The organism is Bradyrhizobium sp. SZCCHNR1098 (genome assembly GCF_032489375.1).
Taxonomy (GTDB): Bacteria; Pseudomonadota; Alphaproteobacteria; order Rhizobiales; family Xanthobacteraceae; genus Bradyrhizobium.
Window position 1 is genome coordinate 728,266 of record NZ_JAUEXY010000001.1, and the last position, 22,376, is coordinate 750,641.

Annotated in this window: 22 protein-coding genes; 15 read left to right on the forward strand and 7 right to left on the reverse strand. The window is 67.6% G+C overall.

From position 1 onward, the window contains the following. Positions 1–15: 15 nt before the first annotated feature. Positions 16–756 carry a GntR family transcriptional regulator gene (locus tag QX135_RS03335; protein WP_316178900.1) on the reverse strand — a complete coding sequence of 247 codons (741 nt, stop codon included), beginning with the start codon at positions 754–756 and terminating at the stop codon, positions 16–18. Positions 757–964: 208 nt separating this feature from the next. Here QX135_RS03335 and QX135_RS03340 point away from each other — a divergent pair, with 208 nt between their 5' ends. From QX135_RS03340 to QX135_RS03355, 4 genes are read left to right on the forward strand one after another with little or no spacing between them, the layout of a single operon-like run. After that, on the forward strand, positions 965–1,999 hold the full coding sequence (locus tag QX135_RS03340; RefSeq protein WP_316178902.1) for an extracellular solute-binding protein: 1,035 nt from the start codon (positions 965–967) through the stop codon (positions 1,997–1,999). Beyond that, positions 1,996–3,072, forward strand: coding sequence for an ABC transporter ATP-binding protein (locus QX135_RS03345; protein ID WP_316178903.1), 1,077 nt, complete (start codon positions 1,996–1,998; stop codon positions 3,070–3,072). Before QX135_RS03340 ends, QX135_RS03345 begins: the two co-directional genes overlap by 4 nt. Then, positions 3,069–4,730 carry an ABC transporter permease subunit gene (locus QX135_RS03350; protein WP_316178905.1) on the forward strand — a complete coding sequence of 554 codons (1,662 nt, stop codon included), beginning with the start codon at positions 3,069–3,071 and terminating at the stop codon, positions 4,728–4,730. Before QX135_RS03345 ends, QX135_RS03350 begins: the two co-directional genes overlap by 4 nt. Positions 4,731–4,734: 4 nt before the next feature. Next, positions 4,735–5,640 carry a polysaccharide deacetylase family protein gene (locus tag QX135_RS03355; protein ID WP_316178907.1) on the forward strand — a complete coding sequence of 302 codons (906 nt, stop codon included), beginning with the start codon at positions 4,735–4,737 and terminating at the stop codon, positions 5,638–5,640. A 6-nt stretch (positions 5,641–5,646) separates the two neighbouring features. Here QX135_RS03355 and QX135_RS03360 read toward each other — a convergent pair whose 3' ends face one another. Further along, the gene (locus QX135_RS03360; RefSeq protein ID WP_316178909.1) at positions 5,647–5,802 is read right to left on the reverse strand and encodes a hypothetical protein; all 156 of its coding nucleotides are present in this window, start codon (positions 5,800–5,802) and stop codon (positions 5,647–5,649) included. Between the two features lie 45 nt (positions 5,803–5,847). Between QX135_RS03360 and QX135_RS03365 the strand changes: the two genes are divergently transcribed. Further along, positions 5,848–6,726: an NAD-dependent protein deacetylase gene (locus QX135_RS03365; RefSeq protein ID WP_316178911.1), complete on the forward strand. Its 879-nt coding sequence runs from the start codon at positions 5,848–5,850 to the stop codon at positions 6,724–6,726. A 124-nt stretch (positions 6,727–6,850) separates the two neighbouring features. On the opposite strand, the gene QX135_RS03370 is transcribed toward QX135_RS03365, so the two are convergent. After that, a complete protein-coding gene (locus QX135_RS03370) occupies positions 6,851–7,024 on the reverse strand; it encodes a hypothetical protein (RefSeq protein WP_315740815.1) in 174 nt (57 codons plus the stop codon). A 186-nt stretch (positions 7,025–7,210) separates the two neighbouring features. On the opposite strand from QX135_RS03370, the gene QX135_RS03375 reads away from it, so the two are divergent. Further along, positions 7,211–7,459 carry a hypothetical protein gene (locus QX135_RS03375; RefSeq protein ID WP_315740814.1) on the forward strand — a complete coding sequence of 83 codons (249 nt, stop codon included), beginning with the start codon at positions 7,211–7,213 and terminating at the stop codon, positions 7,457–7,459. Between the two features lie 60 nt (positions 7,460–7,519). On the opposite strand, the gene QX135_RS03380 is transcribed toward QX135_RS03375, so the two are convergent. The 3 genes from QX135_RS03380 to QX135_RS03390 all read right to left on the reverse strand — a co-directional run bounded on the left by QX135_RS03380 (position 7,520) and on the right by QX135_RS03390 (position 9,641). Next, the gene (locus QX135_RS03380; RefSeq protein ID WP_316178912.1) at positions 7,520–8,821 is read right to left on the reverse strand and encodes a sorbosone dehydrogenase family protein; all 1,302 of its coding nucleotides are present in this window, start codon (positions 8,819–8,821) and stop codon (positions 7,520–7,522) included. Positions 8,822–8,964: 143 nt separating this feature from the next. Then, positions 8,965–9,393, reverse strand: coding sequence for a type II toxin-antitoxin system VapC family toxin (locus QX135_RS03385; protein WP_315777254.1), 429 nt, complete (start codon positions 9,391–9,393; stop codon positions 8,965–8,967). After that, entirely contained in the window at positions 9,393–9,641 is a 249-nt protein-coding gene (locus tag QX135_RS03390; RefSeq protein ID WP_315770518.1) for a type II toxin-antitoxin system Phd/YefM family antitoxin, read from the reverse strand. Before QX135_RS03390 ends, QX135_RS03385 begins: the two co-directional genes overlap by 1 nt. A 511-nt stretch (positions 9,642–10,152) precedes the next feature. On the opposite strand from QX135_RS03390, the gene QX135_RS03395 reads away from it, so the two are divergent. The 9 genes from QX135_RS03395 (at position 10,153) to QX135_RS03435 (ending at position 21,078) form a co-directional block, all read left to right on the forward strand. After that, the gene (locus QX135_RS03395; protein WP_316178914.1) at positions 10,153–11,490 is read left to right on the forward strand and encodes a DUF3422 domain-containing protein; all 1,338 of its coding nucleotides are present in this window, start codon (positions 10,153–10,155) and stop codon (positions 11,488–11,490) included. Positions 11,491–11,559: 69 nt separating this feature from the next. Then, entirely contained in the window at positions 11,560–12,252 is a 693-nt protein-coding gene (locus QX135_RS03400; RefSeq protein ID WP_316178916.1) for a DUF2848 domain-containing protein, read from the forward strand. A gap of 327 nt (positions 12,253–12,579) precedes the next feature. Then, positions 12,580–13,734, forward strand: coding sequence for a glycosyltransferase (locus QX135_RS03405; protein WP_316178918.1), 1,155 nt, complete (start codon positions 12,580–12,582; stop codon positions 13,732–13,734). Between the two features lie 27 nt (positions 13,735–13,761). Continuing rightward, positions 13,762–16,032, forward strand: coding sequence for an exopolysaccharide transport family protein (locus QX135_RS03410; protein ID WP_316178920.1), 2,271 nt, complete (start codon positions 13,762–13,764; stop codon positions 16,030–16,032). Further along, the gene (locus tag QX135_RS03415; RefSeq protein ID WP_316233944.1) at positions 16,029–17,186 is read left to right on the forward strand and encodes a glycosyltransferase family 4 protein; all 1,158 of its coding nucleotides are present in this window, start codon (positions 16,029–16,031) and stop codon (positions 17,184–17,186) included. Before QX135_RS03410 ends, QX135_RS03415 begins: the two co-directional genes overlap by 4 nt. Then, positions 17,183–17,371 carry a hypothetical protein gene (locus QX135_RS03420; protein WP_315777245.1) on the forward strand — a complete coding sequence of 63 codons (189 nt, stop codon included), beginning with the start codon at positions 17,183–17,185 and terminating at the stop codon, positions 17,369–17,371. Before QX135_RS03415 ends, QX135_RS03420 begins: the two co-directional genes overlap by 4 nt. Continuing rightward, positions 17,368–18,888, forward strand: a complete 1,521-nt coding sequence (locus QX135_RS03425) for a lipid II flippase MurJ (protein ID WP_315740804.1) — start codon at positions 17,368–17,370, stop codon at positions 18,886–18,888. The genes QX135_RS03420 and QX135_RS03425 overlap by 4 nt, the downstream gene beginning before the upstream one ends. Next, positions 18,885–19,907, forward strand: a complete 1,023-nt coding sequence (locus QX135_RS03430; protein WP_315797857.1) for a polysaccharide deacetylase family protein — start codon at positions 18,885–18,887, stop codon at positions 19,905–19,907. Before QX135_RS03425 ends, QX135_RS03430 begins: the two co-directional genes overlap by 4 nt. After that, the gene (locus QX135_RS03435; protein WP_315797856.1) at positions 19,900–21,078 is read left to right on the forward strand and encodes a glycosyltransferase; all 1,179 of its coding nucleotides are present in this window, start codon (positions 19,900–19,902) and stop codon (positions 21,076–21,078) included. The genes QX135_RS03430 and QX135_RS03435 overlap by 8 nt, the downstream gene beginning before the upstream one ends. Here QX135_RS03435 and QX135_RS03440 read toward each other — a convergent pair whose 3' ends face one another. Continuing rightward, a complete protein-coding gene (locus QX135_RS03440; protein ID WP_315797855.1) occupies positions 21,079–22,263 on the reverse strand; it encodes a glycosyltransferase family 4 protein in 1,185 nt (394 codons plus the stop codon). It lies immediately after the preceding gene. Between the last annotated feature and the right edge of the window lie 113 nt (positions 22,264–22,376).

Here is a 22,376-nt window from a genome sequence, read left to right on the forward strand (position 1 = left end):
CGACGCTCAGGAGCGTCAGGACAATCCTGATCGCACCCTGCGGCGTGGCTTGACCGGCGCAAAGATCGCCGCGAGATCCGTGCCGTCGGGCGCCGGGCACTCGTCGAGCCGCAGCCGGCCCTCGACATGCAGGAAGTGCTCGCGCGACACCGCGATCGCGCGCATCAGGTCGCGGTCGCGTAGCGCCGCGACGATCGCGCCGTGCTCGTCGACCGCGCAGATCGACTGCGCCGCCGGCTCGTACACCGACACCATCACCGAGGAGCGGCTGAGCAGGTCGCCGAGCATGCGCGACAATTCCGGATTGCCGAGCGCGTCGACCAGGTGGACATGAAAGGCGCCGGACAGCCGCACCGAGGTCGCGCGATCACCGCGCCGCGCCGCCGCGTGCTCCTCTGCCAGATGCGCATCGAGCCGGGCGAGCAGGAGATCATCGACCCGCAGCACCAGCTGGCTGAGCACGCCGGCCTCGAGCACGCGATGCGCCTCATAGACTCGTCTGATATCATCAAGCGTCGGCCGCGGCACCCGCGCGCCGCGGTTCGGAATCATCTCCAGCCGCCGCTCGGCGCCGAGCCGGTGCAGCACCTTGCGGATGCGCTCGCGCGACACGCCGAAGACCGCGGCCAGCGGCGTCTCGGCGAGCTTGGTGCCGGCCTTGAGCTTGCCTTCCAGCAGCGCGCGCAGAATGGCCTGATACACCGCCTCGTCCTCGGCGGGATTGGCCTTCCCGATTCGCTGCGCTCGCATCGCCATGCTCCGTAGCTAGGCCCAAAGCCGCGGCAGGTCACCTCCAAAAAATGTGCACATTATGCTCGCGGCCGGGGAGGAGGTCGGTCGAGAAGCGGATCGAGGAAGAGCTCAGAGCAATGATCTCGTTGATGAATCCAAAAATGTGCACATTTGGCACGGCGCTTGCTGATCCTCGTGACACGTCACGCGACAGCTCACACGGGATCCTCTCATGCACCCCTTCTCCCGCCGCAGCCTCCTGAAAACCGGTGCGGCCTTCGCCGCCACCCTTGCCGCGCCCGCGCTGGTGCGCGCCGCCCCCAAAGAGATCGTGATCGGCGGCCCCGCCGGTGCCGCCAAATATTTCAACGCCGATCTGTTTCCGGTGCTGGAGAAGAAGCTCGACTGCAAGGTGCTCTACGAGGGGACGAACTCGCTGACCAATCTGCAGAAGATGCAGGCCGACAAGGCCAGCCCGAAGATCTCCGTCGTGATCATGGACGATCCGGTGATGCTGCCGGCCGCGGCCGAAGGGCTGATCACCAGGATGTCGTCGTCGGCGATTCCCAATCTCGGCAAGCTGGTCGACGACGCGGTGCACCAGGACGGCATGTGGGCCAACTACCAGAAGCCGTGGGTCGGCATCGCCTATTCCACCAGGCGGATGAAGACGGCACCTGGCAGCTGGGCCGAGCTGTGGGATGCGAAATACGACTCCAAGATCGTCGTGCCGTCGTTGTCCAACACCGAAGGATTCTGGACGCTGCTCGCCGCCGCGCATCTCGAGACCGGCAAGCCCTACAAGGAAGCGCAATACGAGATCGATGCCGGATTCAAGAAGATCAAGAGCCTGAAGGTCAATCTGCTGAACGTCTATACGAACGCACCGCAGGCCATCAATCTGCTGGAGCAGGGCGAGGCCTGGATGATCGGCGGCCAGTTCTCGGCCTATACCTTGATCCGCAAGGCCGACGGCTCGCCGGTCGATCTCGCGATCCCCAGGGATGGCGGCTTCTCGATGCCGTCGGGCATCGCCAAGGTCGCAGGCGCGCCGGCCGGCGATCTCGCCGACGCCGTGATCGACTTCTATCTCAGCCCGGATGCGCAGACCATCCTGGCCAAGACGGCCTTCATCGCACCGACCAGCAAGGCGACGCCGCTGCCGGCCGGCTATCCGGATCCGGCCTCGCTGTTCGCGCCCGACTGGGCCTTCATCGCCAAGAACCGCGCCGGCTGGGTCGATCGCTGGAGCAAGGAGATGACATGACCGCCGCGCCGCATCTCGTCATCAGCGGAGTCTCCAAGCGCTTCGGTGCGGCGACCGTGCTCGATCGCGTCGATCTCACCATCCGACGCGGCGAGCTGGTCACCCTGCTCGGCCCGTCCGGCTGCGGCAAGACCACCTTGCTGCGTGCCATCGCCGGCCTGGCGCCACCGGACAGCGGCACGATTTCGCTCGCCGGGCGCGACGTCACCCATGTGCCGCCGCATCGACGCAATGTCGGCGTCGTGTTCCAGAGCTACGCGTTGTTCCCGCATCTCACCGTCGCCGGCAACGTTGCTTTCGGCCTGAAGGTGCGCGGCACGCCGAAGGCCGAGATCGATCGCGCGGTGGAGCGCGCGCTTTCGCTGGTCAAGCTCGGCCATCTCGGCGGCCGCCGCATCTCGGCGCTGTCCGGCGGCCAGCAGCAGCGCGTGGCGCTGGCGCGCGCGATCGCGGTCGAGCCCGACGTGCTGCTGTTCGATGAGGCGCTGTCGGCGCTCGATCGCAAGCTGCGCGAGGAGATGCAGGTCGAGCTGCGCCGTCTGCTGCAGGAGGTCAAGGCGACCGCGATCTTCGTCACCCACGACCAGGACGAGGCGCTGACCATGTCGGACCGCGTCGCGGTCATGAACAGGGGCCGCATCGAGCAGCTCGCCGAGCCGCGCGAGCTCTATGCCCGGCCTGCGAGCTTGTTTGCGCTCAACTTCGTCGGACTGTCGACGCGCATCGCGGGCCAGGTGGTCGGCGCGCATGACGGCACGGTGGACGTCGTGACGCCGGTCGGCCGTCTGTCGGCGCGCGGCGCGTTTCAGCCCGGCGCCTCGGTGATCGTCGCGACGCGGCCGGAGCAATTGCGTCTCGGCGCGATGGATGGCGCCAACTCGGCCGCCGGCCGCGTGCGCTCGGTCGTGTTCCAGGGCTCGCGGACTCTGGTGGATGTCGATGCCGGCGCCGGCGCGAGCCTGCTCGCTGAGCTGTCGGGGCGCGAGGCCGAGCTGCCGCGCGTGCACGACGAGGTCCGCTTCGCATGGCCGGTGACCGAAACCTTCGCCTTCGCCGCCGAGGCCTCGCCATGACCGACGCCGCGTTGCCCGCACCGATGATCAAGCCAGCGCCGGATCGCGAGCGGCTTGCCGCGGTCGGCTTCGTCGCGCCCGCGGCGCTGATCATCGCGCTGGTGTTCGTGCTGCCGCTGGCGCTGCTGCTCGGCGTCAGCGTGCTCGACGCCAAGGGCGGCGTCACATCGGTGCACTACGTCCGGCTGCTCGGCACGCCTTATTATCTTGGCGTCATCTGGAATTCGCTGCGGCTCGGCCTGCTGACGACGCTGATCGCCTTCCTCGTCTCCTACCCGGCCGCGTTTGCACTGGCCCGCGCCCGCGGCGCGCTGCGCTCGATCCTGCTCGCCACGCTGTTCCTGCCGCTGGCGGCTTCCGTCATCGTCAAGGCCTTTGCCTGGACCATCCTGCTACGCAGCGACGGCCTCATCAACGAAACGCTGATCGCGCTCCACATCATCGAGGATCCGATTCGCATGATCTTCACCCAGACGGCGCTGATCGTGGGCGCGGTCAACATCTTCCTGCCATTCATGGTGCTGCCGATCTACGCCGTGGTGGCGCAGCTCGATGGCCGCTGTGCCGAGGCAGCGGCGACGCTCGGCGCTTCTCCGCTCGTGGTGTTCTTTCGCGTCATCCTGCCGCTGACCTTGCCCGGCATCGTCGCTGGGGTCGCGCTGGTGTTCTCGCTGTCGGTGTCGGCCTATGTGGTGCCGACGCTGTTGATCGGCGAGAAATACCCGACGCTCGCGACCACGATCGCCAAGGCGTATTTGCTGGCGCGAGCCCGGTTTCGGCGCCGCCGCCGGCGTCGTGCTGCTCGCGATTGCCGTCATCGTCGTCGCGCTCAGCGCACGGCTGTCGCGGGAGCCGAAATGATGACGCGCATCGCCATCATCATCTGCTGGCTGCTCGCGATCGGCCTGGCGCTGTTCCTGCTGCTGCCGCTCGTCGTCATCGCCGCCGCGTCGTTCTCGCCGACCCCGGTGTTCGATCTGCCGCTGACGGGCGCATCGCTGCGCTGGTATGGCCGCATCGGCCGGCTCGACGGCTTCTGGCCGTCGTTGTTGCTGTCGCTGCAGATCGCGCTGCTGTCGACGGCGCTGTCGCTGGTCGCTGGCACGCTCGCCGCGATCGCCATCGCCCGTGGCAAATTGCCAGGTGCCACCGCCGTCGGGACGCTGCTGGTGTCGCCGCTGATGATGCCCGGCCTGGTGCTTGGCATCGCGCTGTTGCAGTATTTCCGCATGATCGGTTTCACCGCGACCTGGAGCGCGCTGCTGGTGGCCCATCTCGTGGTGACCTTGCCCTATGTCGCCCGCACGATGATCGCAGGCCTCTCGCGCTTCGACTTCACCCTCATCGAAGCCGCGCGCACGCTCGGCTGCACCTATTCCGGCAGCGTGCTGCGCGTGATGGTGCCGGCGCTGGCGCCGTCGTTCCTGATCTCCGGCCTGTTCAGCCTGTTGGCTTCGTTCGACAACTATCCCGTCTCGATCTTTCTCACCGACGTGCGCTCGAAAACGCTGCCGATCCGCATGCTGCAATATATCGAGGAGGCGCCCGATCCGACGCTCGCGGCGCTGTCCACCCTCATTCTCGCCGGCACCCTGGTGCTGCTGCTGATCAGCGACCGCCTGGTCGGCCTGCACCGCATGGCTGGAACCGCGGATTGACACGATGACCCCACAGCCTGTTTTCCGCCGCGATCTCACGGGTTATGCCGGCAGGCCGCCGCATCCGCGCTGGCCCGACGACGCACGCGTCGCGGTGTCGCTGGTGGTGAATTTCGAGGAGGGCTCGGAATTCTCGGTGTGCGACGGCGATCCGAGCAACGAGGCGATCTACGAGGTCGTGCATCGGCTGGACGGCCCCGATCCCTGTATCGACAGCCATTTCGAATACGGCACGCGCGCGGCGTGGTGGCGTATCATGGACCTGTTCGACGCCCACGGCGTCAAGGTCACCGTCAGCGCCTGCGGCCGCGCCGTCGAGCGCTCGCCGGAGCTGGCACGCGATGCCGTCGCGCGCGGCCACGAGGTGTCGGCGCATGGCTGGCGCTGGCAGAGCCATGCCGGCATGGGCGAGACGGAGGAGCGCCGGGTGATCGCGCGCACGGTCGAGACGATCCAGCGCGTCACCGGAAAGCGTCCGCTCGGCTGGCATACGCGCTCGGCGGCGTCAGCGAACACGCGCCGGCTGCTGGTCGAGCAGGGCGGCTTCCTCTATGACAGCGACGCCTACAATGACGACCTGCCGTACTATGTCGCCGTCGCCGGCCGGCCGCATCTGGTGCTGCCCTACGCCTTCGACAGCAACGACATGCAGTTCTTCAACGGCTCGCGCTTCCGCGGCGCCGACTTCGCCGACTACGTCATCGACGCCTTCGACTGGCTTGCGCGTGAGGGCGCGACGGCGCCGAAGATGCTGTCGATCGGTCTGCATCTGCGCATGATCGGCCGCCCCGGCCGGATCGGCGCGCTCGACCGGATCCTGAGGCACATTGCCGGCAGCGGCGCGGCGTGGATCGCGCCGCGCGCGGACATCGCCCGGCACTGGTTGGCGACGGTGCCGCCGGAATCGTGAGCGCGGTCAATCGTCGTTGGCGATGTCCTTATCCCGCAGCGGCACCTCGATGGTGCCGCCCTCGCCAGTGTCGAGGTCGCGCTCGTCGTCGATCGGCGCGCCATCCCGTTCGTCCGCTTCGAGCGGCCACAATCCGCGGTCATGTCCGTTGCGTGGTGTCATGGCAGGTCCTCCCGCCGGGATAAGATCGGGCGAGCGCAATGGTTCATGCGATCCCGACGCGGGCGTGGCGGACTGGCGCAGGCCGGCTCCGGCGACTACATCTGCGCCATGGTCGATCCCACCGCGCTGAAATCCTTTCTCGACAATCACCGCCGCATCGTCGTGCTCACCGGCGCCGGCTGCAGCACCAATTCGGGCATCCCCGATTATCGCGACAATGACGGGCAGTGGAAGCGCACGCCGCCGGTGACCTATCAGGCCTTCATGGGCAGTGAGGAGACGCGCCGGCGCTACTGGGCGCGCAGCATGGTCGGCTGGCGGCGCTTCGGCCGCGCCCAGCCGAACGGCGCACACCACGCGCTGGCGCGGCTCGAGGCGCAGGGCCGCTGCGCGCTGCTGGTGACGCAGAATGTCGACCGGCTGCACCAGGCCGCAGGCACCAGCAATGTCATCGATCTGCACGGCCGGCTCGACCGCGTCCGCTGCATGGGCTGCGGCGCCACGCTGTCGCGGGCCGCGTTTCAGGACGAGCTGGCGGGCGCCAATCCGCGCTGGCTGGCGCATGATGCCGCCGCCGCGCCCGATGGCGATGCCGATCTCGACGGGGTCGATTTCGCCGGGTTCTCCGTTCCGGCCTGTCGCGCCTGCGGCGGCATCCTCAAGCCCGACGTCGTATTCTTCGGCGAGACCGTGCCGCGCGAGGTCGTCGCCACGGCGCGCGAACATGTCGATCAGGCCGACGCGATGCTCGTGGTCGGCACCTCGCTGATGGTCTATTCGGGTTTCCGCTTCGTCCGCGCCGCCGCCGACCGCGCCATCCCGATCGCGGCCGTCAATCTCGGCCGCACCCGCGCGGATGATCTGTTGTCGCTAAAGGTGGAAGCGCCTTGCGACGAGGCGCTGGCGTTCCTGCTCGAAGGATAGGGCGGACAGTCCTCTCTCCGCCGTCATGGCCGGGCTCGCCCCGGCCATCCAGCTGTTTTGGCGCGGTAGAAATGAATGCCCGGGTCAAGCCCGGGCATGACGAGAACCTAAAATGTTGTCCGCCTCACCGCGACTGCGGCTTCTCGCGGTTCTCGATGCGGTCCTTGTTGTTGACCTGCTCGTTCTCCGGCTTGCCGACCTCGACCGTCTTGCCGGCCTGGTTGCCTGGATTGTAGTGGAACTTGCCTTCGCGATGCTCGCCCGGCTGCTTCCGATCGGGATTGACATTGTCGGCCATGGAACTCTCCTGTCGCTGTGCCGGACAACGTCGCGGGCGTGATGCTTGTTCCGCGGCTGAGCGCCGCGGCCCCGTCCATGCGGCATCATCTCTCTCTGTGCGGACCGTCACGGAAGCAGCGCGCCCTGACCGTCATGATCCTCGCATGGGCTGCAGGGGCAGCCTCAAGCAACGAGGGACAAGGTCATGACGTCCAGCATTCGTCTTTTCGCCGCCGCCGCCATCGTCGCGGGCGCGGGCCTGCTCGCATCCGCATCGACATCGCCGGCGTCTGCCGGCTGGGAATGGCTGGGCAACAAGAACTACATCAACTGCCTGCAACTGTTTGCGAGCGGCAACTTCCTGATCCCGGCAAACGCCACCCCGGCCCAGCGCGCGGCCAAGCACGAAGCGGGCCGCCGCTACTGCAATCGCCAGTACTACGGCCACGACTGAGCATGGCGGCACATGCGCAAGGCCGAGGCCGATCGCGGCCTCGGCCTTCGCTTGCGAGGCTCACGCCCCCGTCACGCGCCAGATGCAGTTGCCGACGTCGTCGGCCACCAGCAACGATCTGTCCGGGCCGATGACGACGCCGACCGGGCGGCCATAGGAGAAGCTCTCGTCCGGCGCCAGGAAGCCGGAGAGAATGTCGCGCGCCGGACCCGACGGCTTGCCGTTCTCGAACGGAATGAACACTACCTTGTAGCCGGACAGCTTGCTGCGATTCCACGAGCCGTGCTGGCCGATCACCATGCCCTCGGGGAAGCCGGGCAAGGTGCCCGCCGGAAGCCAGCACAGGCCGAGCGAGGCGGTGTGGCCGCCGAGCGCGTAGTCCGGCGTCAGCGCGGTCGCGACCAGGGCCGGATCCTGCGGAACGCGGTCGTCGACCGTCCTGCCCCAGTAGCAATAGGGCCAGCCATAGAAGCCGCCCTCGCGCACCGAGGTGAGATAGTCCGGCGGCGTCTCGTCGCCGAGCCCGTCGCGCTCGTTGACGACGGTCCACAGCACCCGCGTCTGTGGCTCGAACGCCAGCCCCACCGCGTTGCGCAGGCCGGCTGCGAAGATGCGGCTCGCACCGCTGGCGATGTCCAGCTCATAGATGCAGGCGCGGCCCTCCTCGACCTCGAAGCCGAGCTCGGCAATGTTGGTGAGCGAGCCGACGCCGGCATAGAGCTTGGTGCCGTCAGGGCTGACCAAAAGGCTGCGCGTCCAGTGCCCGCCCGGCTTGAACGTCGTCAGCCGCTTGCCCGACGCGGTGATGCGCTCGGCGCCCGCAGAATAGGGGAAGGCTGTGATGCCGTCGGTGTTGCCGACATAGAAGGTGCTGCCGATCAGCGCCATGCCGAACGGCTGGCTGAGATTCTCCATGAAGGCACTGCGGCGTTCGGCGGTGCCGTCGCCATCGGCATCGACCAGCCGGGTGATGCGGTTGGCGCTGACGCCGAGCGCTGCAGCGCGGCGCATCGTCGCCTGCATCGCATAGCCGAACATGTTGCGCACCGGGCTCGGCACCTGCGTCGCCTCGGCGATCAGCACCGATCTGTCCGGCATCACGTAGATCCAGCGCGGATGGTCGAGCCCGGTGGCGAACGCATTCACCTTCAGCCCAGGCGCCGCCACCGGCTTCTCGCCGTCGCGCCAGCCGCGCGCCGTCGGCATCTTGAGAGTCGGCAGCAGGCCCTGCGGCTTCGCCACCGGGATCTGCGGCTGCGCCCCCCACGCCGGCTGCGGCGTCTCGCCATGCAGCTTGCGCCACTGCAGCGCCGCATTGCCAACCAGCGCGACACCGCGCGCGACGATGGAGGAGAGGGTCATGAAACGTCCTGTGGGGTGAGACAGAGGCCGGGTGTGACGGTCGAGATCCATAATACATCTCGCCGACGCGGCGGATGTGACGATTCTGCGGAGCGGGCGCGGTTGGCCTGCGTGCCCTGCATGCGCGGCGCTCCCCGCGTGGCTCAGGGCGCGCCGTCTGCATCGCTCCACGGGTTGAGGAGCGCGACGCCGGTGGCGACGAAATCGGCAGTGTTGCGGGTGACGACGGTCAGCCCGTGGACCAGCGCCGTCGCGGCGATCAGCGCGTCGCGCTCGGGCCGCGGGTCGGGCACATGCAGGCGCGCGCAGTGCTGCGCCACCGCGGTGTCGATGGCGAGAATACGGCCGTCGAAATGCGTCAGGATATGCTGGTCTATCCAGGCCCGCAGCGCAGCTCCCTGGGTCGGGTCTCTGCGCGCAACGCGCTGCGCGCCCAACTCGATCTCGAGGATCGAGATCGCCGAGAGGAAAACGCTCGCGGCGGGCCGCGCTGCGGCCCAGGCGACGACGTTGCGGTTCGCCTTGTCGCGGCGCCTGAGCTCGGAGACGACGTTGGTGTCGAGCAGGAACATCAGTCGAGGTCGGCGGGCCGGCCGATCGGCCCGGCGATGCGCGGCGGCTCGAAATCGAAATCGGTCCCCGGCTGCGCCAGCGCGTCGGCGAGGCTCATGCCGCCGCCGGCCAGGCGGAGATAGTCTTCGATGGTCAGCAGCACATGCGCCGGCCGCCCGCGGTCGGTGATGAACACCGGCCCGTTGGCCGCTTCTTTCTTAGCGCGGCCAGTGTCCTGGTTGAACTCGCGGCTGGTCAGCGTGGTCATGGCCGGCCTCCTGGCAGTGGTCGTTATCCCTCTGACGGCAGAGCATATGTAGAGACGTTACTACATTCAAGCGCGATGGTGACGGCGACTGGCGACGGGCGTGTTGCTCACGCTGCCCACCGCCGGTCGCATCCGGACATCCGCCGTCGGATTCGACCTCTCACCGCGAAGCCGATGCGCCCCTCCCCCTTGCGGTGAGCGGTCGGGGGTGGGGGTAGCCCAGTCGTGCGCTGGTCATGATCGATCGAATGAATGCCCGCTCCTCATCGTGCAACATCGCATCGGTGATTGCGGCGGAGGGGGCGCGCTGAGAGAGCCGCCAACACGCACGACATTGCCGCAGCCGTGGCGCCGTTATTGAATTGCACTACAGTGGTGTCACATGCTGCCGGCGCGTCGGTGGCAGGGCAACAATGGAAGTCAGGGGGATGCACGGCATGATGGGGGTGATCAATTCAGGCGCAGCGCAATCGTCTGCGTCAGGTGTCGCTCTCACGCGTGGGCTCTGCCGATGACGTCGCTCGACAAGTCCGCCTTCACGCCGCACGCGCTGCGCGAGAGCGTGCTGAACGAGGTGCATGCGCGGCCGTTCACGCCGCTGACGCAGCCGGTGCTGGTGATCCGCTTCGCCTTCATGGCCAGGAAAGGCGTCGATGGCGACAGCGCGGCGACCGACCGCGCCAGCCTTGCCGCGTTCTGCGCGCAGCATGGTGCGCTGCCGCCGGAGCCGGGCGTGAAGCATCACCAGGTCGATCTCGGCCCGGTCAGGCTGCGCTTCGAGCAGCATTCGGAATTCGCCACCCTCACCTGGATCTGGAGCCCGCCGGCCGGCGCCGGCCCGCGCCGCTTCGGCGCCATCGCGCCCGAGCTGCAGGCGTTGATCGCGGCGCTGCCGCAGGCCGGCGAGCTGCTGGTGGCGGTCAAGCTCGAGGTCGAGAACGCCGCCGATCCGGTGGCGCGCGCCGAGGAGATCTTCGACAAGAGCAGCCTCGCCATCGTTGCGATCAAGGGCAGCGCCGGCGCGGTCGCCTCCGACTTCCGCCTCGACGACGACGGCTTCACCCGCATCCTGGTCTGCGCCGACGGTCCGACGCCGGAGCGGCTCGGCGCGCTGGTGCAGCGCGTGCTGGAGCTCGAGACCTATCGCACTCTGGCACTGCTCGGCCTGCCGGCGGCGCTGGCGCTGGCGCCGGACGTCGACCGCATCGAGCGCCGTCTGGTCGAGGTGCTCGCGGAGATGCAGGGCGCGCAATCGTTCAAGCTCAACAACCATTTGCTGCGCGAGCTGACCGAGCTCGAGGCGCTGCTGGAGCGCGGCGCCACCGGCAGCCTGTTCCGGTTCGGCGCCAGCCGCGCCTATTACGACCTGGTGCAGGCCCGCCTGTCGGTGATCGAGGGCGAGCCGGTCGCGCCCTATTCGAGCTGGTCGTCGTTCCTGGCGCGGCGCACCGCGCCGGCGATGCGCACCTGCAACGCGCTGGAGGGGCGGCAGTCGAACCTATCGCTCAAGCTGGCGCGCGCCGCCGATCTGTTGCGCACCCGCGTCAATGTCGAGCTGGAGCAGCAGAACCGCGATCTCCTGCGCTCGATGAACGAGCGCACCAAGCTGCAGCTGCGCCTGCAGAGCACGGTCGAGGGCCTGTCGGTGGCCGCGATCGGCTATTACGTCGTCAGCCTGTTCGGCTATCTCGCCAAGGGCGCGCATGACAGCGGCCTGCCGGTCGAGCCGACGCTCGCCACCGCCGCCTTCGTCCCGGTCGCGATCGCGCTGATCTGGTTCACGACCCACCAGATCCGCAAGCGGCATCTGAAGGAGGACCACGAGGCGGAAAAGGCCGAGCACGAGTGACGCGCGGCGCTTGCCAGCGCGCGGCGAGGCGGCTAAGCGGCGGTCTGACGGGACAGAGGCGATGAGACGATGAGCGGCACGACAATCGAATTCCTGGTTCACGCGGATGGTGCGGCGACGCGGCAGCAGGTGACGCTGAGCCGGCTCGTCATCGCGGGCTGGACCGGGCGCGATCCGGTCGCCCGCGACAAGCACATCGCCGAATTGGAAGAGCTCGGCATTCCCCGTCCGGCGACGACGCCGATCTATTACGAGGCCGCGGCCAGCCGGCTGACCATATCCGACAGCATCGAGGTCAGCGGCGGGGAGTCTTCCGGCGAGGTCGAGTTCGTGCTGGTGAAATCGGGCGGCCGGCTGTTCGTCGGCGTCGGCTCCGACCATACCGACCGCAAGGTCGAGACCTACAACATCACCGTCTCCAAGCAGATGTGCGACAAGCCGGTGGCGTCGGAGCTGTGGCTGGTCGACGACGTCGCCGCGCATTGGGACCGGTTGATGCTGCGCGCGTTCGCGACCATCGGCGGCGAGCGGGTGCTGTACCAGGAGGGAGCGCTGAGCGGCATGCTGGCGCCTCTCGACCTGATCGCGCGCCGCTACGGCGAGGCCGGCCTGCCCGAGGGCACCGCGATGTTCGGCGGCACGTTTGCCGCCAAGGGCGGCATCCGCTCCGCCGACCGCTTCGAGTTCGAGCTCGCCGATCCCGTGCTGAACCGCGTGATCCGCCATGGCTACGCGATCGCGCAGCTCGCCATCGCCGGCTGATCGGGACGCGCGCGATCACGATCGTGTGCGGCGAGGGTGGACCGGGTGAGCGTCCGCTACGGCAAGGGCCTGTTAAGCAAGACGGCCTAGGGTGTTGGAGTGTGCCGAAGCGGGACCGCCGCGCATCAGGCGTTCGCGTCCGGCACGATCCTGTCGCGACATGAGACGCGGAGCGGCTGGCAAATCCTTAACCGATCCCTACCTGATCATGGCTCATTCGACGGGTCGGAGGACAAGGGCGATTAACTAGAAGTTTAGGAATTGGTTGTGCGCGTGGATACCTCCCTTAAGGGTTTTATTAAATACCCCGGGAATTGGGAGAGTGCGATGCGCGTGGCGATCGTCCACGATTGGCTTTACGTTCTCGGCGGCGCCGAGAAGGTCCTGCAGGAGATCTTGCGCTGCTATCCCGGCGCCGACGTCTTCACGCTGTTCGACCTGCTGCGTCCCGAGGACCGCGCCAAGCTGGGATTCGAAAAGTCGCATACGACGTTCCTGCAGAAGATGCCGTTGTTGCGGAAGTATCACCGCTCCTATCTGCCGCTGATGCCGCTCGCGATCGAGCAGCTCGACTTGTCGAGCTATGATCTCGTGATCTCCTCGAGCTGCGCGGTGGCGAAGGGCGTGCTGACCGGGCCGGAGCAGGTCCACATCGCCTATGTGCATTCGCCGATGCGCTATGCTTGGGACCTGCAGCACCAGTATCTTCAGGAGAGCGGCTACGCCACCGGCGTCAAGGGCCTCATCGCCCGCACGTTGCTGCACAAGATGCGGATCTGGGACGCCCGCACCGCGCACGGCCCCGACGCCATCTTCACGAATTCGCAGTTTGTCGCCCGCCGCATCAAGAAGATCTACGGCCGCGACGCCAAGGTGATCTATCCGCCGGTGACCATCGCGCAGCGCGATGCGATCCTGCCGGTCGGCAACCACTTTCTCGCCGCCAGCCGGCTCGTGCCCTACAAGCGCATCGAGCCGATCGTGCGCGCCTTCAATACCATGCCGGACCTCGAGCTGGTCGTGGCCGGCGACGGCCCGGAGGCGGCGCGTCTGAAGTCGATCGCAGGGCCGAACGTCAAGTTCGCCGGCTTCGTGCCCGACAAGCAGCTGCGTGACCTCATGACCACCGCCCGCGCCTTCGTGTTCGCCGCGGAAGAGGATTTCGGCATCATCCCGGTCGAGGCGCAGTCCGAAGGCGCGCCGGTGCTGGCCTTGGGCCGCGGCGGTGCGCGCGAGTCGATCCTCACCACCGGGCCGCGCCCGACGGGCATGTTCTTCGGCTCGCCCGAGCCCGCGGCGATCGCGGCCTGCGTGCGATCGTTCGTGGCCAAGGAGAAGTCGATCTCGCGGCTCGATTGCCGCCAGCGCGCCGGCTTCTTCTCGGCGGAGCGCTTCCGCAGCCAGTTCGTCGCGGCGGTCAACGAGGAGATCGAGCATTTCCGTGCGGGACATCAGGGCCGCGCGACACGGCTGATTGCGTAACGTTCATATGTGGTGTGGGTGCAGATCATGAGGCAGGCGGGTCTTACGGAAGCCTTGTCCGGTCTCGACGCGTTGGGGCGGATCTGGCGCCGTCGCGGCGTGTTCGCCATTGTGGCCGGTGCCGTCCTCGCGCTTGCCGTGGCCGCGCTTGTGCTGCTGCCGGTACGCTATCTCGCCACGGCCTCCGTGATCATCGCCGAGCAGGAGCCTGGTGCCAACACCTCGGCGGCGTGGGCGCAGAAGGTCGGCGACCCCGCCGACATGGAAAGCCAGCTGCTGGTGATCCGCTCGCCGCGCCTTCTGCGGCAGATCATTTCGTCGCCGGGTGTTGCCGACGCTGTCGTCAGCGAATGCGAGCGCGGCCGCCTGCTCGGCTCGACGGATGCGTGCCAGCGTCTCAAGACGGATGTCGGCGCGTTCATCGACCACGTCGAGAGCCGTTTCAGCGTCGCCTCCGCCGGCCGCTCGCGCGTCATCAACATCTCCTATCAGTCTGGTCTCCCCGACGTCGCGCAGACGCTCGCCAACGCGCTGACGCAGACGTTTCTCGAGGATCAGCGCACCGAAGGCGCCAACAGCCGCGAGGTCGCGAGCTCCTGGCTGTGGCAGGAGCTGAAGCAGCTCGATCAGCAGCTGCGCGAGGCCGATGACAAGATCCAGAAGTTCCGCCGCACCAAGGGGCTGATGCGCGGCGCGAACGCGCCGATCTCCTCGGAGCGGCTGACGAGCATCGGGCAGCAATTGTCGCAGGCGGAGGCCGCGCGGGCCGAGGCTGCGGCGCGGCTGCAGGAGATCAAGTCGGAGCAGGAGCGCGGCCCCACCGATGCGCCTTCGGTGCTGCAGAGCCGGACCATCGCCGACCTCAAGCAGCAGCTCACGACAGTGAGCGCGCAGCTCGCGAGCGCCGCCGGCGTGCTCGGTCCGAAACACCCGTCGATCCTGGCGCTGACCCGCGAGCAGGCGAGCATCCAGCAACGTCTCGTCGAGGAGATGCAGTCGATCGCGGCCAGCGCGCAGAAGGCGTTCGATGCCAACACCGCGCTGGTCAATTCGCTCAAGAAGCAGATGGAGACCGCCAAGGCCGAGGCCGGCTCGGCCACGCTGGATGAGGCCTCCATCGAGAGCATGGTGCGCGACACCGAGATCAAGCGCCAGCAATATGCCGAGCTCTACAAGAAGGCGAGCGAGCTCGAAACCGAGCGGCGCGTCCTGCGCGGCAGCACGCGGCTCGTCAGTCTCGCCGAGCTGCCGAGCAAGCCGTTTTTCCCGAAGAAGATCCCATTCCTCGCCGCCGGCATGACGCTCGCATTGATCTTCGGCGTCGGTGCTGCGCTGCTCGCCGATCAGCTCGGCGCGCGCCTGATCAGCCCGCCCGTGCCCGTCACTCCGGAAGCGCCGGCCCAGCAGGTCGAGGCCCCCGCTGTCGACGAAGCTCCGGCCATCGTCCCTGAATTGGCCGAGAGTGTGACCGCACCGGAGACGGCGACGCCACCGGCGGCGCCCGAACGAAGCTCTCATCTCCCGAGCGTCGCCGACGTTTCGATCCTGGCCTGCTTGCCGCGCCTGAAGAGCCTGCGCGAGATGTCGGCGCTCGGCGCGATCCTGCAAGGCCATCAACCGCTGGCGATCCCTCGCGTCTTGCGCCTCGCCTCCGAGGACACCGATTTTCAGCACACCCTGCATGATCTCGTCCACGAACTCGGCTTGAAGCGGTCCACCCGATCGCAGCGCATCGTCGTGACCTCTCCCGATGCAGGAGATGGCAAGACGACCACGGCCTGTGCGCTGGCAGAGCACCTCGCGGCCGCCGGCCGGCGCGTGCTGGTCGTCGAGTGCGACGTCTCGCATCCCGCCTTTGCCGAGATCATGGCCCTGCCGGCAAGTCCCGGATGGCTCGGCGCGCTGGAGCGCGGGACGCCGCTCCGGGACATGATTCTGCCGACCGCGCATCCCTCGCTCGACGCGCTGCCGATTGGTGCGACGACCGGTCCGGTCGGCGACATTCTCGACGCGATCAGCCTCGACGGTCTCCTCGCTGGTCTCGATGGCTATGATGCCGTGATCGTCGACACACCATTGCCGGCGCAACGGAACGACTTCCTTGCCGGTACGGACTGGGCGATCGTCTGTGTGCGCAGTGACCGGTCGTTGATCGAGCCGGCGGTCGTGACGGTGAACAGGAGCAGGGCACTCGGAGCCCGTGATGTCGGCATCGTCGTCACCATGACCGACGTCGAGCACCGCAGCACGCCTGTGGTCCAGACCGCGCCCGTGGCAGCCTACGCCGGAGCCGGGTGATGTCGACCGAGCGTGTCCTTTTCGTCGATCACACCGGGCAGATCGGCGGCGCCGAGTTGATCCTGCTCGATGTCGTCCAGGGCCGCAAGGATTCCGCGGTGTTCCTGTTCGAGCCGGGCCCGCTCGGCAAGGTGCTGGCTGAGCGCGGCATGTCGGTCATCACGTCGCGCCGGGGCCGCGGCCTGGGGCATTTCAGACGCGACAGTTCGTGGCTCAAGGCGCTGCCGCTGTTCGGTCGACTCGCGGCAATCACCGCGGAGCTCGCGCATGTCGCACGCAAGCATGACGTCCTCTATGCCAATTCGCAGAAAGCCTTTGTCCTGTCGGCCATCGCCAACATCGCGGCACGGCGGCCGTTGATATGGCATCTGCATGACATCATCAGCCCGGCCCATTTCGGCGCGCTGCAGCGGCGTATGCAGATCAATCTTGCCAACCGTTTCGCGGCGAAGGTCGTTGTCCCCTCCGAAGCCGCCGCAGCCGCCTTCATCGAGGCCGGAGGTCGACGCTCTCTCGTCGAGGTCGTGCCCAATGGCCTCGCCGTCGAACCCGTGCGCGCATCGCAGCAGGAGGTGCGGCAGCGACTCGGCCTGCCCTCCGCACCTCTGGTCGGCGTCTTCAGCCGGCTCGCCCAGTGGAAGGGCCAGCATGTTCTGATCGAAGCGCTGGCCAAACTGCCGGGTGTTCACGGCATCATCGTCGGAGATGCCCTGTTCGGCGAGCAGGACTACGCGGCTGACCTGAGACGGCTGGTCGCGGAGCTGGGCCTCGGCGATCGCGTTCACTTCCTTGGGCATCGCAGCGACGTGCCGCTGCTGATGCAGGCGGTGGACGCGATGGTGCATCCGTCGATCGATCCCGAGCCGTTCGGCCGCACCCTGGTCGAAGCGATGCTCGCCGGCGTGCCGGTGATTGCCACTGACGCTGGCGCTGCGCCGGACATCCTCGAACATGGCCGGGCCGGCCTGCTCGTGCCGCCTGGTGATGCGCGTGCGCTGTCCGAGGCTTTGGACGCGGTGCTGGCTCAACCCGAGATCCTCGCGCCACAGCTCGACTACGCGTCGCGCCGCGCGCGCACCCATTACAGTCTTGCACGCATGCTGGACTCGATCGGGCTTCTGATCCGCAATGTCGGTGCGGGAGCGGCGGTGTGAGCACGATCGTCACACCTGCCCCGTCCTCCGAGCGGCGCATGGTTGATCTCGTTGCGGATTGCGATCCGCTCGGCCCGCTGTTCGCCATTCTCGCGCCGATGCTGTCGTGGCCGAAACTGCTCGAGGACGGACAAGTCTCTGCGCGATGGAAAGGGCCGCCGGCCGTGTCGGAGGAAGCCGCATGAGCGCCTCCGGTCCTTCGCTCAAGCGCTTCAGTGCGCTGCTGATCAGCGGTGCGCTGGCGAGCAAGATGCTCGGCTTCGGCCGCGAGGTGCTGATGGCGCATGTGTTGGGTGCCTCGCTCATCGCCGACGGCTTTCGCGCCGCGATGGCGGCCGTGCTCATCCCGCTCGCATTCCTGCAGAACGAGAGCGTGCCGGCGATCATGATCCCGATGCATCGCGAGGCGCTGCAGCGGCCGGATGCCGCGCGCAGCCTCGGTGCGCTGACGATCGTCATTGCCATCGTGTCGAGCGCGGTGACCGCGATCATCCTGCTGCTGGGCGAGCTCTGGGTGAACGCCGTCGTCGGCGGCTTCTCGGCGGAGGGGCGTGAGCTCACTTTGCATTTCGTGCGCATGATGGCGTTCGGCATGCCGGCGTCCGCGGTCCTCAACGTTCTGGCGGCCGGCGAGATCGCGCTCGGGCGCACGCGGCTGACCAATGTCCGCGCCAGCCTGCTCAACGTCGCAGTGATCGGCGGAATCGGCCTGCTGGTGCTGACCGGCGACGCCTACATGCTCGCCTGCGCCTTCACCGTCGCTTTCAATGGCCTCGCCGCCTGGGGCCTGGTCTCGCTGTGGCGCGAGGGCGCGCTGAGCGTCTCCGGCCTGACCGCCGGCATGGTGGTCGACAAGGGTGTCGAATTCTTCCGCCGGCTGCGCGTCCTGCTTGCGCTGCCGCTGGCCGAGCAGGGCAATGTCTGGATCGAGCGCTTCACGGCGTCGCGGCTGACGACGGGCGCCGTCGCCTCGCTGGACTACGCGCGCTCGCTGACCGAGAGCGCGCTGCTGCTGATCAGCCAGCCGCTCGGCATGGCCGTGCTGTCGCAGCACGCCCCGCACGATCCGCGCGCGCAGACCGAGGCGCTGCTGCGGCCGCTGCTCGCACTGACTTTGCCGGCCTCAGCGTTCCTGCTGGTCTTCTCGACCGACATCGTCCGCCTGATCTATTTCCGCGGCGCGTTCGGCGACGAGGCCCTGCTGCTGACCTCGCATGCGCTCAAGGGCATCGCCTGCGGCGTCTGGGCCGCGACCCTCGGCTGGATCCTGATCCGCCTGCTCAATGGCGCCGGGCGCAACGGCGTCGCCGCGCTGATCATCGTCTCTGCCTATCTCGCCAACATGGGTTTCAACCTGCTGATGCCGCTGTTCGATCCGTCGCCGGCGGCCGGCATGCAGTTGCTCGGAGTTGGCGAAGCGATCCGCAGCCTCGTGCTGCTGTCGGGCGTGGTGTTCGTGCTCGGCGATGCGCGAAAGCTCCTGCTCGTGATCGGCTTGGCCCTGCTGCCGACCGCACTGATGGCCGTGCTCGGCCTGATGATTCAGACCTCCGTGCCGGGCCTGCTGCCGCGCCTGTTCGCCGGCGGATTGGCCTATATGCTCTGCCTGGCCTTCGCGATCGGCATCCTGCTGCCGGCCGTGGTGGGCACGGCGCTCCGCCATGTTCGTCGTACGTTCAAGATGAAGGGAGAGCTGAGTTGACCCTGTTGGCCCTCGCTGCCGCCAAGGCCATGATGGCATCCGGTGCCTTCGTCCTTCCGCTCGCCAAGGCCGCCGATCGTGTGCTCGGCCCGCGCGGCTGCTGCCTGACCTTCCACCGCACCGCGCCCGCGGAGCAATGGGAGCGTCTGCCCAATCGCGACTTCTACGTCGATGCCGACTTTCTCGATCGTTTCCTCGGCTATGTCCTCGACCAGGGTTGGGATGTCGTGACGATCAGCGAGGCGCTGCGCCGGCCGGCAAGCGCCGAGCCGCCCGGCCGCTACGTCAACTTCTCGATCGATGATTGCTACCGCGATACGTGCGAGCTGCTGGTGCCGGTGTTCCGCAGGCACAAGGTGCCGGTGACGCTGTTCGTGACGACCGGCATTCCCGACGGCACTTTGCCGCTGTGGGCCGCTGGCTTGGAGGATGCGCTGCTGCACAGGGACCACGTCACGGTCGACGATGAGCGGATCGCGCTGTCGAGCGCCGAGCAGCGCCGCGCGGTGTTTGCGCAGGTCGCCTCGCGCTGGGATGGCCCGCAGGCCGCGGATCGTTACGCCGCGTTCTGTGCCGCCAACGCCATCGACAGCGATGCAATGCATTGGAAACATGCGATCTCCTGGGACATGCTGGAAGCGCTGGCGGGGGATCCCCTCATCGAGATCGGAGCCCACACCGTCTCGCATGCGCGCATCTCGTCGCTGCCTCCGGAAGCCGCCCTGCGCGAGCTGGCCGGCGCGCGGCTGCGATTGAACGAGCGGCTCGGCATCGACGTCCGGCACTTCGCGTTTCCTTACGGGCGCGCCGCCGATTGCGGGCCGCGGGACTTTGCGCTGGCGCGGCAGGCCGGATTCGCCAGTGCTGCGACCACGCGCAAGGGCCTTGTCAAAGCCGGGCAGGATGCGTTTTCGATTCCGCGCAACACCATGAACGGCGCGCATCGCACGCTGGCGGCGATGGAGCTGCATCTCACCGGCTTCAGCGGGACTGCAGCGAAGGTGATGGGCCGTGTCTAGCAGGGGCCGCTTGCGGATCGTCTCGATTGCGCATCCTGCCACCAGCAGCGAGGCCGGCCGGCTGCGCTACCGCCATCTCGCCTCCCGGCCCGACGTCGATCTGCATCTTGTGATGCCCGAAGTGTGGAAGGAATTCGGCCGCACCATTACCGCGCCTCACTCCAACGAAGGGTTTCCCGTCCATCGGCTTCCGATCCGGCTGCCGAACGCCGGGCCGATGAAATGGTACCTGCACTTCTATCCGGCGCTGCGCCGCCTGCTGCGCGAGCTCGATCCCGACGTGATTCACCTTTGGGAAGAGCCCTGGAGCATCGTCGCGCTGCAGGCGCAGATGCTGCGCGGCCGTGCGGCGGTCGTGCTCGAGGTCGACCAGAACATCCTGAAACGGCTGCCGCCACCATTCGAGGCGATCCGCAAATTCGTCCTCGGCCACACCGCTCACATCCTGTCGCGCAGTCCCGACGCGACTGAGGTCGTGAGGGCGCGTGGCTACACGGGTCCGGTGACCCCGATCGGCTATGGTGTCGATCTCGCGACCTTCATGCCGGCGGATGATCCGTCGAATGCGACGACCGGCTCGCCGCTGCGGCTCGGCTATGTCGGCCGGCTGGTGGTCGAGAAGGGTCTCGACGATGCGCTCGATGCGCTCGCACGGAGCAAGTCGGCGGCCACGCTGAGCATCATGGGTGAAGGTCCGCACGAGCCGCATCTGCGCCGGCGCGTGGCCGAACTCGGCTTGAGCGGGCGCGTCACGATCCAGGGCTGGGCTTCACCCGCCGCGGTCGCGGCCTTCCTGCGCGGCCTGGACGCATTGCTGCTGCTGACGCGAACCACGGACGCGGTGCGCGAGCAGTTCGGCCGGGTGATCATCGAGGCCCAGGCCTGCGCCATTCCGGTGATCGGATCAACCTGCGGAGCGATTCCGGATGTCGTCGGCGACGGCGGCTGGATCGTGCCGGAGCAGGATCCCGGCAGCCTGTGTCGGCTCATCGATGAGCTCAGCGGCCAGTGGGCGGAGCTCGCCGTTCGCAGTGAGGCGGCCCGCGCAAACGTGCTCCGGCGCTTCACCTATGATGCGGTCGCGGCGGCGATTGAAACGGCATGCCGTGCGGCCCATCAGTCGAGAACCGCATCCCGCCTCGCCCGCCCACAGCGGCTGCAGACGAATTAGCTAGGCCTTCAGCGGCAGTGCAATCACTGCGCGGCCAGGCTGTCGCTTGGCGGCATCGATCTGCTTGAGCAGCTCGATGTATTGCAGCCCGATCTGGTCCCAGCCATAGGTCTGCGCGGTCGCATGGGCGCCGTCCTGCAGCCGGCGCATCAGTGCGGGATCGGCGAAGACCGCCGCGAGCTTGGCGGCGATGTCGTCGGCGTCGGCCGCGATGCGGAAGCCGTTGACGCCGTCGTGCAGATAATCCTCGATTCCGCCGACCGGCGTTGCGAACACCGGCACTGCGCAGGCCATGGCCTCCATGCAGACCAGCGAGAACGTCTCATAGCTCGTAGGTAGCACGAAGGCATCGGCCGCCGAGTACAGCGCCGGCATGTCCGAGCGTGGGCCGGCGAAGATCAGTCGTTGCTGGGCGTTGCGCGTCAGTCTGCGGTAGGGCGCGGGATTGTCCGAGCCGACGACCAGCAGCCAGACGTCGTTGCCGAGCCGATCGAGCGCGCCGATCGCATGCGCCAGTCCCTTGCGGTTGAATTCGTGGCCGGCGAACAGCAGCAGGCGCGCATGATCCGGGATGCCGAACTCACGCCGGATCGCCTGGCCGCTGGTGGTATCGCGGTTGAATCGCGCGAGATCGATGCCGTTGGAGATGACGTGGATGCGGGCGGCCGGCACGCGGAAGAAGCGCTGCAGCTCCGCGGTGACGCGGGAGGACACCGCCACGAACGCCTGATACCGCAGGCCTCCGATCATGAATCGGTCGCGCAGCGCGACCCACAGATGCATCGGGTTGAGCATCCAGCGCCAGCTGCCGGCGGCGCGCTTCTCGGCCAGGCTCTGCGCATTGACCGCATGCACGATCAGCACGTCGCCCTTGAGACTATCGCCGTGGCTGACGACGACGGCATCGGGGTGCCGCGCCAGCGCCCGTGTCGCGGCGAGCGTGAACAGCGGCACGACCACGGCGCGGCCGATGTGCCGAAACAGTCCGCGAGTCGGAATCCGCGCCAGCCATGGCGCAACGCGCTCGACCCTTATCGTGTGTTCGAGATTGTCCGCGACGGTGCTCGCGAGCACGACGTTCGATAAACCATTCCGGCCGAAAACGCGCGCCAGCTCGATAGCAACGGTTTCCACGCCGCCCGCATTGCTTATCTCTTGAACGATCTGGACAATCTCAAACGTCATAACGGAAATCTAAGGGATCAGACATTGCGACTTCGTTCCAATCTGCTGGTCATTAGCACAGCCCTGTTAACGTTTGTCACGTCGCCATGGCCGAGCGCCGTTCGCGCCGGCGA

Excerpts from the sequence above, each read along its gene's own strand:
- QX135_RS03335 (WP_316178900.1), bottom strand. The coding sequence starts at position 756 with ATGGCGATGCGAGCGCAGCGAATCGGGAAGGCCAATCCCGCCGAGGAC.
- QX135_RS03340 (WP_316178902.1), top strand. The coding sequence starts at position 965 with ATGCACCCCTTCTCCCGCCGCAGCCTCCTGAAAACCGGTGCGGCCTTC.
- QX135_RS03345 (WP_316178903.1), top strand. The coding sequence starts at position 1,996 with ATGACCGCCGCGCCGCATCTCGTCATCAGCGGAGTCTCCAAGCGCTTC.
- QX135_RS03350 (WP_316178905.1), top strand. The coding sequence starts at position 3,069 with ATGACCGACGCCGCGTTGCCCGCACCGATGATCAAGCCAGCGCCGGAT.
- QX135_RS03355 (WP_316178907.1), top strand. The coding sequence starts at position 4,735 with ATGACCCCACAGCCTGTTTTCCGCCGCGATCTCACGGGTTATGCCGGC.
- QX135_RS03360 (WP_316178909.1), bottom strand. The coding sequence starts at position 5,802 with ATGACACCACGCAACGGACATGACCGCGGATTGTGGCCGCTCGAAGCG.
- QX135_RS03365 (WP_316178911.1), top strand. The coding sequence starts at position 5,848 with ATGCGATCCCGACGCGGGCGTGGCGGACTGGCGCAGGCCGGCTCCGGC.
- QX135_RS03370 (WP_315740815.1), bottom strand. The coding sequence starts at position 7,024 with ATGGCCGACAATGTCAATCCCGATCGGAAGCAGCCGGGCGAGCATCGC.
- QX135_RS03375 (WP_315740814.1), top strand. The coding sequence starts at position 7,211 with ATGACGTCCAGCATTCGTCTTTTCGCCGCCGCCGCCATCGTCGCGGGC.
- QX135_RS03380 (WP_316178912.1), bottom strand. The coding sequence starts at position 8,821 with ATGACCCTCTCCTCCATCGTCGCGCGCGGTGTCGCGCTGGTTGGCAAT.
- QX135_RS03385 (WP_315777254.1), bottom strand. The coding sequence starts at position 9,393 with ATGTTCCTGCTCGACACCAACGTCGTCTCCGAGCTCAGGCGCCGCGAC.
- QX135_RS03390 (WP_315770518.1), bottom strand. The coding sequence starts at position 9,641 with ATGACCACGCTGACCAGCCGCGAGTTCAACCAGGACACTGGCCGCGCT.
- QX135_RS03395 (WP_316178914.1), top strand. The coding sequence starts at position 10,153 with ATGACGTCGCTCGACAAGTCCGCCTTCACGCCGCACGCGCTGCGCGAG.
- QX135_RS03400 (WP_316178916.1), top strand. The coding sequence starts at position 11,560 with ATGAGCGGCACGACAATCGAATTCCTGGTTCACGCGGATGGTGCGGCG.
- QX135_RS03405 (WP_316178918.1), top strand. The coding sequence starts at position 12,580 with ATGCGCGTGGCGATCGTCCACGATTGGCTTTACGTTCTCGGCGGCGCC.
- QX135_RS03410 (WP_316178920.1), top strand. The coding sequence starts at position 13,762 with ATGAGGCAGGCGGGTCTTACGGAAGCCTTGTCCGGTCTCGACGCGTTG.
- QX135_RS03425 (WP_315740804.1), top strand. The coding sequence starts at position 17,368 with ATGAGCGCCTCCGGTCCTTCGCTCAAGCGCTTCAGTGCGCTGCTGATC.
- QX135_RS03440 (WP_315797855.1), bottom strand. The coding sequence starts at position 22,263 with ATGACGTTTGAGATTGTCCAGATCGTTCAAGAGATAAGCAATGCGGGC.